The sequence below is a fragment of the Paenibacillus sp. NPDC056933 genome, from assembly GCF_042674385.1.
GTDB lineage: Bacteria > Bacillota > Bacilli > Paenibacillales > Paenibacillaceae > Paenibacillus.
In genome coordinates this window covers 638,325-654,525 of record NZ_JBHUQN010000001.1, presented here as the reverse complement: position 1 = coordinate 654,525, position 16,201 = coordinate 638,325, and the positions used below count along the sequence as shown (strand labels likewise).

Annotated in this window: 9 protein-coding genes; all 9 read right to left on the bottom strand. The window is 45.4% G+C overall.

Annotated elements, in window-relative coordinates; translation table 11 throughout:
• Nucleotides 1-144: 144 nt before the first annotated feature.
• The 9 genes from ACFTRD_RS02775 to ACFTRD_RS02735 all read right to left on the bottom strand — a co-directional run bounded on the left by ACFTRD_RS02775 (nucleotide 145) and on the right by ACFTRD_RS02735 (nucleotide 16,182).
• Nucleotides 145-5,706: an S-layer homology domain-containing protein gene (locus ACFTRD_RS02775; RefSeq protein ID WP_379377644.1), complete on the bottom strand. Its 5,562-nt coding sequence runs from the start codon at nucleotides 5,704-5,706 to the stop codon at nucleotides 145-147.
• A gap of 605 nt (nucleotides 5,707-6,311) precedes the next feature.
• On the bottom strand, nucleotides 6,312-7,469 hold the full coding sequence (locus ACFTRD_RS02770) for a copper amine oxidase N-terminal domain-containing protein (protein ID WP_379377643.1): 1,158 nt from the start codon (nucleotides 7,467-7,469) through the stop codon (nucleotides 6,312-6,314).
• Between the two features lie 172 nt (nucleotides 7,470-7,641).
• Nucleotides 7,642-9,018, bottom strand: a complete 1,377-nt coding sequence (locus tag ACFTRD_RS02765) for an ABC transporter substrate-binding protein (RefSeq protein WP_379377642.1) — start codon at nucleotides 9,016-9,018, stop codon at nucleotides 7,642-7,644.
• Nucleotides 9,019-9,317: 299 nt separating this feature from the next.
• Nucleotides 9,318-10,139: a carbohydrate ABC transporter permease gene (locus ACFTRD_RS02760; RefSeq protein WP_379377641.1), complete on the bottom strand. Its 822-nt coding sequence runs from the start codon at nucleotides 10,137-10,139 to the stop codon at nucleotides 9,318-9,320.
• On the bottom strand, nucleotides 10,136-11,098 hold the full coding sequence (locus ACFTRD_RS02755; RefSeq protein WP_379377640.1) for a carbohydrate ABC transporter permease: 963 nt from the start codon (nucleotides 11,096-11,098) through the stop codon (nucleotides 10,136-10,138). Before ACFTRD_RS02755 ends, ACFTRD_RS02760 begins: the two co-directional genes overlap by 4 nt.
• Before the next feature lie 396 nt (nucleotides 11,099-11,494).
• Nucleotides 11,495-13,312 carry an APC family permease gene (locus ACFTRD_RS02750; RefSeq protein ID WP_379377639.1) on the bottom strand — a complete coding sequence of 606 codons (1,818 nt, stop codon included), beginning with the start codon at nucleotides 13,310-13,312 and terminating at the stop codon, nucleotides 11,495-11,497.
• Nucleotides 13,313-13,603: 291 nt separating this feature from the next.
• Nucleotides 13,604-14,449: a rhamnulose-1-phosphate aldolase gene (gene rhaD, locus ACFTRD_RS02745; protein WP_379381135.1), complete on the bottom strand. Its 846-nt coding sequence runs from the start codon at nucleotides 14,447-14,449 to the stop codon at nucleotides 13,604-13,606.
• 390 nt (nucleotides 14,450-14,839) lie between these two features.
• On the bottom strand, nucleotides 14,840-15,361 hold the full coding sequence (locus tag ACFTRD_RS02740; RefSeq protein ID WP_379377638.1) for a GNAT family N-acetyltransferase: 522 nt from the start codon (nucleotides 15,359-15,361) through the stop codon (nucleotides 14,840-14,842).
• A 125-nt stretch (nucleotides 15,362-15,486) separates the two neighbouring features.
• Complete coding sequence (locus ACFTRD_RS02735; RefSeq protein WP_379377637.1) at nucleotides 15,487-16,182, bottom strand: MORN repeat-containing protein; 696 nt, start codon at nucleotides 16,180-16,182, stop codon at nucleotides 15,487-15,489.
• Between the last annotated feature and the right edge of the window lie 19 nt (nucleotides 16,183-16,201).

Below are 16,201 nucleotides of genomic sequence, written 5' to 3'. Positions count from 1 at the left end.
CTTCCTCGGTGAAAATAAACAGTCATCAATTATTAAAAACAGCTTGCAGATAAGAGTCTGCAAGCCGTTTTCGTTTTATTATCGGAGATAGCCTTTCAGAATAAACTGATTTCAGCCTGTTTCGGTGGTATATGAATTCGATCTTTATTGCTTGGATTGCAGCTCCCTTGCTGACATCAGCAATGTCACGACTTCAGCACGAGTTGCTTCAGTGAGCGGATTAAACATGTTCTTGCCTGTACCCTTCACCAGTCCTGCATCATATGCAGCTGCGATGTAAGGTACGGCCCATGCAGGTACTTTATTCGCATCTGCAAAGGTTAAAGTGGATTTCGAATCAACTGGTAGCCCCAATGCTCTTACAAGCATAACGGTCATCTCCACACGTGATACTTTGCCGGATGCACGGAACGTCTCATCTGTATATCCACTGATGATTCCCTGTTCTACAGCTTGAGCAATAAAGGATTGGGCCCAAGCCGGAATTTTGGAAGCATCCTTGAACGTCAACGCCTTAGTGCTGGCTGGAAGTTCAAATGCTCTTGCCAGCATCACAATAAACTCGGCGCGTGTTGCCGGAGCGTTCGGACGGAAATTACCGTCTTGATATCCATTCACAATTCCCCGGGAAATGGCCTGCTCGATGGCAGCTGCTGCCCAGTGATTGCCGATATCTTTTAAAACTGTACCCGGATTGGTTGGCGTGGTTCCTCCGCCATTTCCATTACCCGGGACGGATGGTGTTGTTGGTGTTGTTGGTGTTGTTGGTGTTGTTGGCGTTACCGGTGTTGGTGGTGTCGTTGTACCTCCACCACTGTTGCCACTGCCCGGATTGCCGCCATTGCCAGGGTTGCTTCCATTCCCGTCACTAGGAAGTGGCGCTCCCTTCAGATCGGTACTCCGTCCTTCCGTTGTCTGATTTACCGTACCTACACGGTCCAAATGTTCATGGAAGATTTCATAATCCACCAGATTCAGTTCATAGTAACGGTTATCATCCTTCGCCACTCTCATGGCACGGTAGAAGTCTCCACCGTTAGCCATAAACGAGTTTGTCGCGACGATGTAGTACCCGTTTGGATCGATATCCGTATACGTGCCATTGGCATTTTTAATTTGTACTTTGAGGACTCGTTGACCGACTTGGGTCACCGTATTGGTTATCGCATCAATTTTCTCACCCGGCTTCGTGGAATCGTAGTAAAAACGCATGCCTGAAACTTGCGGGAAACGCCCTTCTCCTGTTTCCACACCGCTCACGCCATTTTCAAGCGCAGCCGTAATTTCCTTACCTGTCATTTTTAATGCAGACAGGTTGTTGCCGAATGGCATCACGGTTAGCAGATCACCCAACGTGATATCTCCTTTTTGGAACGAAGCCCGAATACCTCCACCGTTTTGGATGGCGACATATCCTTTAACGTCGCTTTCCTTCACTATGGATTTCACTTTCTCCAGCATGCCGTCTGTCATCAGGTTACCGAGGTTGGTTTCCTGCTTGCGCACACTGCCGCGTTCTCCATCAAGGAATACATTCGTTTTACCGATAATTTCTTTTTTGAACTCGGCCAGAGGCCCTGCATAACTTGCCAGTTTCTCTGTTGCTTCCGGATCATTGGCGTAGACGTATGCTCCAGAGGCATCCTTCGCATCCAGGTTCAACAACTTGCCGTTCCATGTTTTCAGCACGCCCGCTTCATCGAACGTTACATCCAGTTGACCCAACGAAACGTCATACTCACCTGTCTGTACCACAAGCGTCGGGTCCATGTGCGTATCCACAACCACCGGTTTGTTCAGAATGGTGTGTGAATGACCACCAACCACAATGTCGATGCCTTCCACAGCTTCTGCCAGCTTCAGGTCTTCCGCGTAACCCAGATGGGTCAGCGCGATGATTTTGTTGATACCTTCATCTTTCAGCATGTTCACCGTAGCCTGAGCACTTGCCTTGTAATCCCTAAACTTCAGATCATCTCCCGGCGAGGAAAGGGATACGGTATCCGGTGTCGTCAAGCCAAAGATTCCAACCTTCTCACCGTTCACTTCCGTAATAATGGCCGGATAGATTTGAGAATTCTCGCCTGGATTTCCAATGGTACCGTTGTACAGGCTACCCAAATTCGCATCCGTGGTATAGTCAATATTGGCACTCACAAACGGGAATTCCGCTTGTTCAATAAAAGCTTTCAGTGCGCTTGGCCCTTTATCAAACTCGTGGTTTCCGAAGGTCATGGCATCGTATCCGATCATGTTCATGAACTCCAGATCCGCAAGACCGTTAAAGAGATTGAAATACAACGTACCAGAGAATACGTCCCCTGCATCCAACACAAGGGTGTTATCATTGCGTGTTTCCTTGATAGCTGTTACGCGGCGCGGAATGTTATCCAGATGCGCGTGCGTATCATTGGTATGCAATACACGCAGGTTGAAGTCGCCTTCCTCCGCTGTGCTTCCAATGCTTAGCTGGGCGAGCAGCGGATCATGGTCACTGACGCGTCCATGAGAGTCTTCGAAATCAGCATTCACATGAACAGCTTCGATTGCTGCAGCATCAGACAGGTTTTTGCTCACCAGAATGTGATCCAGTGTCTGAGAGTTTCCATCATAAATGTAGGAATAACGCTTGTTCTCTGGCAGTTTGTTTACCAGATTGTCCAGTTCATTCCCTTCAACAATGTTCAATGTTTTGGAGAACTGGAAGTCATTGAAATCGCCAAGTACAGCAACATTTACCTCTGGGTCTTTACTTAACAGTTCCTTAATAAAACCGTTCACAGCAGTCGCCTGTCGTGCACGTTGAATCTCACTGCTTCTTGTCGCAGGCTGTATGCTTCCGTAAGGCTTCAGATCGCCGCCTTTGGAATTCAGATGATTTGCAATCACAACAACACGTTCTCCGTTGAATTCGAATTCCGCGGCGAGCGGTTTACGCGAGCTTGCAAAAGCATCGTTTGTTGGATCAATGCGTCCAGGATTCAGGGACAAGCTCCCGTCCGATTCCACTTGGATACCCGTCACTGCATCCCCTTTATTTCCTTGTTTCAGGGTTACACGTGACTCATTGTATAGGAATCCTACGCGGATGTTCCCTCCCGGAGCTCCACCATCCTTATTGTTTTCTGGAGCAATATCCGTGTATTTATAGGTAGGGCCACCTTTAGATGCAATAGCATCAATCAGGGTTTGGAAACTTGCATCCGCAGCAGTTGTTCCACTGTCTGTAGCTCCATCATTATCTTGTACTTCCATAATGCCAATAATATCAGGGTTTTTTAGATTATTGACTACAATTCCACCGATTTTGACAGCTCTCGCTGCATCCTTCTTGCTGAAATTTTCCACATTGAAAGTTGCAATTGTCAACTTACCATCGGCCTGCTGAATCGTTGTTGTTGCTTGTTCAAGCCCCCCGGAAGTGATGACTGGAAGGTTCCCCTCCGGATTCACCTTGAAATTTCCGTTGGAATACGTCATAACACCTTTGACGGACTCGGTAAGCTTGTCACCGGTTTTGACCGCCTGAGCAGGCTTTTTGTTAATGAACAAACGTTGCGGATTAAGCGTACTCTCATATGGTTCTGTACCATCCGCAGTGAGGATGACACCTCCTGCTGGTGTACGTACCGGATTATTGGAACCATTGTCAACGACAACTGCCAAACCCGGTTCACTGGAATACGGACCGATAATCGTTGCATTATCAAGTTGAACTCTCATGCCTTCCAGACTTTCATAAAAATCGATCGTATCCGTCTCCGGGTTAAACTCCCCGAACTGATCTGAATCAATCACGTTAGGGATAATTCGACCATTAGTTCCCAAAATCACAGGTTCAGGAAGCTCTAGGTTATTGTCCTCAACATGAATTGCTGTCGCCACAATCTCTGTCGTTGACAGCTCAGTCGTCGCTGTTGCATATTCTTTGACCTGACCAGACACCCTCACTTTGTTGCCTACTGTCATTCCATGAGAAGACTTATAGATAAGTATGCCCTCGGATGTTTTCACATCGCCATCTTCCATTCCAGGAATTTCCTGTATATAGAAGGAATTTGCATTTACAACATAAGTCACAATACCTTCGACATTCTGGACAGCCAAACCATCATACAAAGAGTTATGGGAAGTCCCTTGAATATCGTGAATTCTAAGATTGTCCAGTTCATGAAGAACTTTGTAAGTAAAGCTATACACATCACTTGTATTTCCACCTGATACAGCAATCGCTTTAACAAGCGTGTCCTCTTCTAATGTAATCGGGACACTGTACTTTGCAGATGTTTGGGTTGGCTCAGTCCCATCAATCGTGTAATAGATTTCTGCTCCTGCCTTTGGCGAGGATAATGTCACTGTTGATCCTTTGACAATACCGCCTGATGGAACACTTGCTGTAACAGACAGCAGATTTTCGACAACATCCGCTGCTGTACGTGGAATCAGTTCAAGACCATAACTTGTATGATAGGTCATAACCCCTGTCACTTTTTCGTATGTTTTGCCTGTTGCGAGTGAAGTAGGGCTATTTTTGGCATAGATCGTGATCTCTCCGCCATCGGCATCTGTCGCATAAAAGGTGGAACTGCTGCTTCTTGTCACTGTAACCGCGTTGACTTCGACAAGCATCCCTTCATAGATGCCACCTGTACCCTTTCCTCCGCCTTCAGCAGGCGTAAAATCTTTGGATGTCAATGTAACCGGTTCAGGAATTTCTTGTGTTTTATCCAAGACCTTAATATAACCGCCTGGAAATCCAGTCTTGTCCTTCTCTACCTGAAGCAAACCGTTATAGATCGTCAGTGGTCCATAAGCTTCAATACGATCACCTGGCTCTACAGTGGCGTCCGTTCCACGAATAACGATTCCAGCATGATCATCCTGAATGTACAAGTTCGCCAATCCACCCGATTCTTCTCGGTAGGTTACAATCCCTTGTACGGTAACAGGCGTATTCTCAGATTTATTTCGTGCTTCGGAGATTGAAATGGGGGTGTTGTCGACGATGGTATAGTCAAGAAGCGTAATATCGCTATCCATCAATCCACTTTTGTGTGCATAAGCTTCAATGTGAATCGTATCATTCACTGTGATTGGCACTGTATATGGGAGAAAAGCATTTTCATCATCTAACTTATAGTATACGGCTGCACCAACTGTAGTTGTTGCCAGTGTAACCTGTGTGCCTGCTGGAACTGCACCCGAGGATGGAGTTGCTGTGACGTTTGCCACTTTGGTTTCCGGCGTCTCATCGATCAGTTGGAAAATGGTCGAAGCGGTGCTTTTAATTCCGTTAACAGTAAAATAGGTTTCCAAACTAACGCTGTTAATTCGAACTTTGGAATGATATAAGGAAGTATTGCTTTGTAGTCCAAAAGTGCTGCGAGGAGCAGTTGTGGGTACTTGTACTGGCATCATTTTGCTCACATCTGTTTCATCAGGTCGATCTGCCAGTGCAAAGTTCGTGTCAGAAGTAAACGGAGGACTTAGCTGGATAGAGCTTCCACTGTTGTAGTAACCTACTACATATCCTTCAACAGTCGCTATAGATTTGTCAGAATTCTTCGCCTGGGCCTGAGCAACCGTTAACGGCTCATCTGCCGCAGAGGCATTACTGTTGAACAATCCGGTCGGAATGGCACCTGTTATCAACAGGACCATGGCCAGGAACAACCTGAGCCAGCTTTTCATTTGCATACAATGCATCTTTTACCTACCCCCATGTGTCGATTTTCCAATCATTTGTTCATGAAGCTTGTACATTAGTTCAAATATAAGATAACTGAACTTCAATCCGATGTAAACAACATTCTTCTATTGTGAAATAAAATAGAACATATACATTACAAAAATAATCTATCTCCTCTCACTCTTCGTCATATAGGGCTAATTCCCGATTAAAAACATGTCTTTTCGATCTTTAAAAGTCGTATCAATGTGTACAACCCATCATTTAATGTCAGTTAAATTAACACATATAATCGTTGTGATTACTATTTCGACATTTAACGACATGCAATCTACCCCGAATTTGCTGCGCCCGGACTTTGATCATATATTTCCTCGTAGAAAAAAATGCGAGTTTGACCGCCGCATTCCTCCATTGTAAAAGAGAAGTATTAAAAGCAGAATCAGTCCCAATCAATGGAATGTTAATTTTGAATCAGGTATGTACAATGAGATAAAACCACACAAAGAAAAAACCACAAAAAAATCTCCAGTTCCAGAGACTTTCTTGTGGAATATTGTGAGACAAGAAATACAATAGTTGAAACTAATACTTACCTATTCGAGATTACTTGAAAATATTTTTAATATACTTCCGTGTCTGGGGTCAACGTAATATTGCTTCCGGATGGTTTAATCAACCCTTTTTGCTCCAAATACTGGTCAACATATTTCTCCGCATTCACTGTAGATACAGCAATCCAGTCCGAATAGGTTTTCCCAAACATTTTATATAGTATTTCACTTGTATATTCATTACTCAATTTCCCAAAAACAATATACAACTCTTTTATGGTATTCGTGTGTTTTTTACCATCCAGATCTGTCCACGTAACTTTTTTATTAAGATCGACCTTGCGTATATCCTTAGTATGGATCTGTACCGTCGTTCCGTCCACCTTGAAATAAACACGGATGCTTTTCTCATAGGGGTGACCCTTGAGAATGTTCCATCCCTTCATATCCCCAGCAGCCGGTACAGCATAAAGTTTTCCTTTGGTTGGGACTGAGGATGTTCCACCGTTTTGTTTCTGAGGTTGTTCAATATTTACGGCCATTGTTCCTTTATCAATAGATATATTCATCTGCTTGTCCGAAGCATTATAAGCTAACTGCCCACCCAAAGCATCCGAGAGAAGCGAGGCCGGGAACAATGTCACTCCATTATGGACAAGAAGCGGGGCTTTCAGCGTTAATGGCTCGCTGTTTAGAGTCGCCTTGGTACCCGACTTTGGAAGAATGATCACAGTGGACCCTACATTAATTTGGAAGTTTTTTTGCTGTGCCATATCATTCACATTTCCCCCCAAGGCCTCGAACACCTTTTTCATAGGAAGAAAATTAACTCCGTCCTTCGCATATCCTCCATCAATGGCATCCTTCAAGCTACCTGATATGACAACCGATTTCTCGATATTTCCGACCTTAACGGTAACTTTGGATGAACCCACACCCGTTATCTTTAACATCCCATTGCTCAATAACTTGAGTATATGTGGTTTGCTGATGGTATAGTCTGTTTTTGAGAGACCAACATGGTTACCTAGAAAGGGATAATCAACACTGGTCATCATATTCTCCTCATCATAAATTAAAGCCACATCAAAATCGATTTTCTCCCCGACTGTTACTTCGACTTTAGCCGGCATAAGCTGAATATCTTCAACTTTGCGATCCTCCGCATAAGCACTTGAGACAAACAACAATGTAAAAACCATGATTAGAAAGGCTATTTTTTTCATTCTTTTACTCTCCTTCTCATTTTTAATTTCGTTCATACCTATTGGACTCCCCATTTCAACTCCCTATTCTATTTTCGGAATCATTAACAAATATTGTTAGACTGTTCCTCTTGTTAGAACAAAAAAATTGGATGCAGCGTGATCGCCGCATCCAATCCTAAAAACAAACACATTACTTCTTCACCGTGCTGTTATACTGAGCAATCTTGTCTGTAATTTGCTTTGCTGCTGCATCGAGTGCTTCTTGTGGTGAGCCTTGTCCATTTAGGACCGTCTCGATTGCTCCTTCGACAATTTGACGGGCTTCGGGGAAAACGCCCATAACAGCCCCGGATGTTGCTGTCGAATCAGCGGAAGCGTGCAATTGGTCGACAGCTGTCTGGAATTGCGGGTACTTCGCCATATTATCCTTTAATACTTGCTCATCGTAGGCTGCTGTCGTAATTGGGAAGTATCCTGTCGCAACACTCCAGTTGGCTTGAACCTCAGGTGTAGCCAAATACTTGATGAATTCCCAAGCAGCTTGCTGCTGAGCTTCGGATTTGTTGTTCATGATATACAAGCTTGCGCCACCAACCACGACGCCACCTTCTTTGGCATCGGCCGGACGAGGCAAGAATCCTGTTCCCAGTTCAAACTTGCCGCCAGCACCCTCTACAATTTTGCGCAAACCAGCGGTAGAGTCCAGCGTCATGCCGATTTGCTGTGCGGTAAATGCAGCGGTCGTATCGTCTGTGCTGCGTCCCAGATTGGAGACGGTTTTCTCGTCCATCATCTTTTTCCACCATGTTAATGTCTTCACGCCCGCTTCGGAGTTCAACATGGATTCAGTCGCTGTACCGTTTCTACCGTTACCATTGTTTACATAATCTGCATTCTGGTTCGCGAAGAACTGTTCCATAAACCAGCCGTAGATCGCCATGGATGCACCCGGTTTACCGTCTTTCGCCAGTGCTTTGGCTGCTTGCTCAAACTCTTCATATGTCTTAGGCGGGTTCTCTGGGTCCAAACCTGCTGCTTTGAACATGTCTTTGTTGTAGTAAAGAATCGGGTTCGATGTGTTGAACGGCATCGCATTCAGTTTGCCATCGATGGTGTAATAACGAATGATATTCGGTTCCAGCTGGGACAGATCGAACTTGTCTTTGTCGATGAATTGCTGTACCGGTGTAATCATGCCTGAATCGATCATGAACTTGCTGCCGATCTCGTACACCTGGATAATGTCCGGACCGCTGTCTGATCCCATGGATGCCTTGAGTTTGTTCAGACTTTCATCGTATTTCCCCTGATAGATCGCCTTCACCTGAATGTCCGGGTGACTTGCGTTGAAATCGGAAGCTAACTGATTGATCGCTTTCTCTCCTGCTCCGGACATTGAATGCCACCATGTCAGTTGAATCGGTTCAGCCGCAGCTGCATCCGCTTGAGCAGCGCCGCTTGCCGGACTGCTTGTTTCTGTTTTCCCGCCGCAAGCGGAGATGACCAGCATCAGTGCAGCCAGCATCAGTGCAAATGTACCTCTTTTTTTCAAACGAAACCCGATCATAATCGCTCTCCTTTTTTTTGGGCTCACGTTACAATAAGTGCTTACGTTCTGCACGGTGGCCGTTCCGGTTACGAATCGTTCCTTCGATCGCTGTTGTCTCCATATTTTTTTGAATTAGTTTTTAATTGTTTAAATTCCGGAGACAAAGGCGAACGCTACCGCTTCTACAGAATCGATTTCGTCCCCTCCACTACTTTTGCAGTTTCTGAAAGACTTATTTCAAGAGTGAGCCTTGTTTATTCGCTCCTGTGTAACCAAAACGCCAACCTTTTCAATCCTTAAAGCAAATCTTACTCCTACTACCCCTTCAGCGCGCCTGCGGCCATTCCTCGGACGAGCTGTTTCAAACCAAAGATCAATAGCAGCAGCGATGGCAAAATGACAAGCGCCGTGCCAGCAAACACCAGATTCCATGCGGTGGATTCCTGGAACTCCAACATCGAGATCCCGATCTGTACGGTTCTCATCTCCGGACTGTTCGTGACGAGCAGCGGCCACAGATAAGAGTTGTACATGCTGAGGAACGAATAGATCGCCAGTGTTCCAAGTGCCGGACGGGACAATGGCAGGACGTGTGATACAAAATACCGGATATGCCCGCAGCCATCGATCTTCGCTGCTTCAAACAATTCCTTCGGCAGCTGCATGAAGAATTGTCTCAGCAGGAAAGTACCGAACGCCGTTGCCAGGAACGGAATGGTCAGCCCCTGGTACGTATCCAGCCAGCCCCAGCTGCGCACCGTGAGATAGTTGGGTATCATGGTCACTTCCCAAGGAATCATCATCGTGGCAACAAACATGCTGAAGATGACGTTTTTGCCTTTAAACTCCATTTTCGCGAATGCATAAGCTGCCATGCTCGCTGTAACAAGCTGACCAAGCATCGTCAGTCCTGCGACCAGGAACGTATTTCCGATAAACGAACCAATCGGAACGATATCGAATACTTCCACAAAATTGGACAAATCTATGGACCGCGGGATGATATGGGGCGGATACGCACTGGCATCCTCCGGCGTCATCACGGCCATGAAAAAGGTATACAGCACCGGATACTGCACGAGTGCCGCACAGATGGTAAGCAACACATACAGCAACGTTTTTGTCCAAGGCGTTCTCATTGGTAATGCACTTTACTTTCCATCCATTTGAACTGAATCAGGGTCAGCAGCATAATAACTGCGAACAGGATTAGTGCCTGCGCACTGCCCGTTCCAAAGCGGAAATTAACGAAGGCTTCCTGATAGATGGAGTAGACGAAAACATTCGTACTGTCCATCGGGCCACCCCGGGTTAGAATGTTGATCTGACCAAATGATTGGAACGCACCAATGATTGATACGACCGTGACAAAAAACAGGGTTGGCGACAACAGTGGCATTGAGATTTTGCGAAAAGTAAGCAAAGGACCTGCGCCATCCATCTTCGCGCTCTCATAAATTTCATCCGGGATGCCCTGCAATCCACTGGATAATATAATGTAATTAAATCCGAGATTCATCCAAATGGTCATGATGGAGATCGAAATTAATGCCCAATCCGGGCTGGTTAGCCAGGGAATTGGGTCAATTCCGACTTTTCCTAATACATAATTCAGCATGCCCAGGGTTGGATGGAACAGGAACTTCCAGATGACCGCTGACGAACCGACAGATAATACCACTGGCAGAGAGAAAACAAACTGGAATACACGCATTCCCTTGAAACGGTTATGTGTCAGAGCCGCCAGAATTAGGGCCGCGAGCATGCCGGTTGGCACGGTAAACAGGACAAATAGCAGCGTCACTTTCATGCCTTGCAGGAACAGTCCGGACTGGAACACCGCCTTGAAATTGTCCAGTCCAACATAGGCTGCAATCTGTCCAGTAGGGTCCGTGGAATGCATACTCAGGTACACCGACTTGAACATCGGATAAAACAAAAACACTGCAAATAAAAGCAGCGATGGTGCCAGGAAACCATAGGCCAGCATGTTCTCCCGCATCCGCTGCACACGCAGCGAAGCTGTCCGGCGCTGACTCGTATTGGACACGCGCCGTCTTGCAGCAGGCAAGCCGATCCGGTTGTCAAGCTCACTCATCGGATTTTCTTCCCCCTTGATCTACGCATTCGGTGTGTGAACTTCATCACCCATGTTATCTAGTGTAAAAGCCAACTGTCACAGCAGCATCCGTTCTGAATCAACGCAGCGTTAATCATGGATCGGCAAGTTTACCAAACAAGGGACGTTATATAGACTTCAAACAAAGGTTAGTGAACAGCAAAAAAAACCGCATGAACTCCCTTCTTTTGGGAATGTTCATGCGGCTTTGTGTGTTAAGGGAAAATGAACAACGATTAAATATAAACCCAATAAATTTAACAGAAAACTGGATATTTAACGTTAACTCAAATGTTCAGTTGATATTCCTGGGATCATATGAATTGCATGTACGCACAAAATATACTGTTTTCATGCCAGTGTAGACGAAGCCTTTTAACGATTGAGATGATAGGGTACCGTCGTGACAATCACGTCTTTGTAATTGATCAGATAAGCGCGAATCATGAAGCTGGTCTGGTTATGCAGTACATTTTGCCACCAATGCTTGGTGATGAACTGCGGAATGAGAATCGTGATATGGTCCGTCTCAGCCGTTTTCCATTCCACGGTATCAATGAATTTCTTGAGCGGTCCCATAATGCTGCGGTATCTCGATTTAATTACAACCAAGCGAACACCCGGGTTCCACTCTTCCCACTTCTGCTCCATCTTGCGAATGGCTTCATCATCAAATCCGATATACAGGGCAACCACGTGATCTGACATCGTTTGCGCGTAACTGATTGTGTTCATCACGACCCGGGTAATACCAGCCACCGGAATGACGATCGTATTGCCCTTTCTTACCGGTTTCTCCAGCTTGATATCAATCCGTAATTCATCCGCGATGTTGCAATAATGACGGTGAATACGCATGAACACATAGACGACGAGTGGCAGGAAAATAAAGATAACCCACGTTTGCGTAAACTTGGTGAATATAAAAATCAATGTAATCGACAGTGTGGTCAGCATACCAATCGTATTGACGAGCAGCTTCACACCCCAGCCGGACGGTTTGACTTTGATCCAGCGAATCATCATGCCCAGCTGGGACAAGGTAAATGGAATGAACACACCCACCGCGTAGAGTGGAATCAGGCTTTCCGTATTTCCTTTGAACCCCACCACCAGCAATGCAGACATCACACTGAGAAAAATGATACCGTTCGAGAAGCCAAGGCGGTCTCCTCTGACCATAAACATATGCGGCATATATTTATCCTTCGCCATCATGAAGGACAGCAGCGGGAAAGCCGAGTACGCCGTATTCGCTGCCAGGAACAGGATCAGTGCCGTTACGCCCTGGATAATAAAATACATCGTACCCCTGCCAAACGTGGCTTCGGCAATCTGGGAAATGACCGTGGCTTTGGGATCAGGCTTCACTCCGTAACCATAAGCAAGTAACGTGATGCCGATAAACATGGCCCCCAGAATACAGCCCATCAGCATCAAAGTTCCCGCAGCATTTTTTTCGGCAGGTTGCTTGAAGTTTGGAATGGCGTTGCTGACCGCTTCGACTCCTGTCAGAGCCGAACACCCCGAGCTGAATGCCTTCAGCAGCAGAAACATGCTCACATGAGACATGCTCGTTCCGAACTCAGGCGCTGCAGCTTCCATTCCACCCGCAAGAAATTTGATGCCTCCCGATATAATCAGAATCGCAATCGAAAAGATAAACAAATATATGGGAATCGCCAGTACAGAAGCGGATTCCGTCACTCCCCGCAAGTTCATAATCGTCAGGAATACAATCATCACCAATGCAATCACTACGCTGTAATCGTGAAGCATGGGAAAGGCTGATGTAATCGCATCAGTCCCTGCAGACGAACTTACCGCGACAGTCAGAATATAATCGACCAGCAGAGACCCTCCGGCAATCAGGCTCGGAGCCGTACCCAGATTATCCTTGGCTACGATATACGCGCCGCCTCCTGTTGGATAAGCAAATATGGTCTGGCGGTAGGAAAATATTAAAATGACGAGTAATCCCAACACGGCGATGGAGATGGGAACAGAGTACCATAAGGCGGCGAATCCGGCCGCAACGAGTACCAATAAGATCTGCTCCGTACCGTAGGCAACGGACGATAATGCATCGGAGGACAGGATCGCGAGCGCCTTCCATTTCCCCAATTTTTCTGCATCCAGTTCAGCCGATTTCATAGGCTTGCCTATTAAGATTCTCTTCATTTTGCCAAGCATGATCATAACTTCCTTCCATCCATCATCTGTGAAGCATTGTTATTATGCAAAATCATAGGGCTAATGACAATACGTCATTTCACCCGAAATACGCCAGCGCGTGATAATGCATACTACGATTCAATAATCGATAACAAAGCCGATCTTGTTCAGCATTTTGAACTTTTTTGAACCAAAACGGCGTTTGTTCGTCGAAAAAAGGAAAATGGCCTTCGGTTTACTAGACCAAAGACCATTCCGTATTAAGCTGTGCCGATACTCTTTTTTTTATACGTTCTCGATCCCTCAAACCTACATGCCCAAAATGCCAGGACGTGGAGTAACACCGAACACCTGAGCCAATGTCAACAGTTGTTCATCCGTAATTCGCTGCTGGACTTCGTGACCATGAATCAGCATATAAACCTGGGCTGCCTTTTCAATGGTCTCAATAAGACCAAAGGCTTCATCCATCGTTGTGCCTGTTCCAAAGATCCCATGCTGCGGCCAAATGACCGCGTGGTATTCCTTCATTTTCTTAGCCGTCTCCTGTCCGATCTCATTCGATCCAGGTACCATCCACGGAATAATACCCACACCATCAGGAAATACGACCACACATTCTGTACACATCTGCCACAACGTTTTTGTAAATTTCATCTCATCCAACTCATGGATAAACGTCATCGCCAGCACATGGGTCGCATGGTTGTGCATCACAACCCGGTGGTTCGGATCGACCTTCAGACGTTCAATATGGCTCATAAAATGCGTAGGTAATTCACTCGTTGGGTTCGCCCCTGACTTGAAGCCCCATAGTACTTCCAACTCCTGACCATCACTCGATACACGCAACAACCCTAAATTGCTCTCCGGATCAGCCAGTACATTTTTGAAATATTTACCCGAAGCAGTCACGATGAAATATTTCCCTGCCAGTTCGTGCACCGAAAATGCGGGTTTGATCCTGCGGATCACATGGTTGATATCGATGTATTTAGCAACTTCCTCTTCCTCCAGAAGATAACTAACATTGCCTCCATTTCGTTCATCCCAGCCATTTTTCCACATATGTTGTGTAATTTCCGCCATCTCACGGACAAAAGGGATATGGAAACCAACTGCCTGCGTTGTTTCGTTGGTAAGGGTCACGTTCATCATCATTCTCTCCTTGTGATAAAAAATAGAATGGCCGTCACGCACAATAGTAAGTTCCTTTTTTCACATTTATTATACCTTTGTTTATCTTTATAAGTCAATAATACACAGAAAAATTCATTCTGTTTATTTTTGTTTATGTTTGTTTTTTTCATTCCCCATAAAATGAACAAAAAAAATACCTCACCGGCGTCCGGCGAGGTCAGTCACACATCTATCTAACACGAGAAGGGGTTTACAAGAATGATCTTACCTCTACTACCTTAATAGAAGCTGAAAATGAAATAAAAAAACGATGAAAACCCAGTTATCCAAAAATGACGGTCACTACTGCTATCCATTCAAGCTTATACATTTTAAATCTATGAGCTGTCCTGAATGGCAAATTATTTATTTCTTTTTCAGCAAATAGGAAGGGTGCATCAAGCCAGTCGGTTCATAACACTCGTCGCGTACATACTCGAAGCCCAGCTTGGACAGCATGTGACGCGAAACGTCATTGTCCGGATGATGCCCCGCAAACAGTGCTTTGACTTTTAATTCTCTAAATGCATAGTCAATCACCGCCCGTGCAGCCTCCATCGCATAACCCTTGCCCCAGTAATCCCTGGTCAGATGAAATCCCAGTTCATATATGTTTTCTTCCGGAGAATACGGGCGCAAGCCGCAGCACCCGACAAACACTTCCGAATCTTTTTCAAAGAGGGGCCAGTATTGCACCCCCACCTCCTCTTGCCTTTTTATTTCCAGCGCCAGCCTTGCTTCCACTTCATCCTCGCTGAGGAATCCCTTGCTGCTGATCCACTTCGTCACCTCATGATCTCCCCATAAAGCAGAGGCCAGAGCTCGATCCTCTTCGCTCCATGTGGAGAATACAAGCCGCTCGGTTTCAAGAAACGTTGTTCTGTTCATTATCCAATAACCTCCTGTTTCCCAACATCAGTCTACTGTTACTTCTATCTATAATGAATTTACTCGAATAGCTGCCTTTGTAAACAAAAAAAGGGTTATACCCGCTACATCACTCAAAATTATCCCTATAACTGCTGAGCCAGCTTCTCGAATTGATTGATATGAGGCTTAATTTCTTTTTCTACACTCTTAATAAAAGAACTAAATTGCTTGGGGCTATACTCATCCCCGACACCAACATCTTTGTATACTTTTCCCTTGTGATATGTAAACGAGAAGAAATAACCGGCTTTCAATCCATTTAATATATTTCCGGCATCACCCAAAATTTCAAGACTCATTTTCGAATCTTTATAAATAAAAGAATACGGAGGATCTGCTACTGTAATATGCCAAACATCATACCCGGTACTCCACTGATCCTTTGTAAATGTTCCGGTTTGAATTCTCGCTTCCTGCATTTCACCTGTCAGTGAAGTTTCTGTAATTTGCAGTTCACCTTTCCCTTCCTTTTTGTCGTTCTTCCAGAACCCGTCATACTTAAGCTCTGAAATGCTGTCCCCACCACGCGTAACTACTTTATAAACACCATGACCTGAACGTTTGCCTGCAACCCAGTTTCCTTTGTAGGTTTTGCTTTTTCCCCAGCTCATTGTTCCATATCCATGCGGTTTTCCATTTTGGGCTTCTCCATAATACGTCGATCCGTTACTGTACTCGAGAGTACTCATGACAGAAGCTGCCTGAATAGCATGCGGAGACAGGAATAAAGACAATCCCAAGCTTACCCCCAAAACGTAGATGAATATCTTTTTCAACATCAAATCTTCCTTTCGTTTG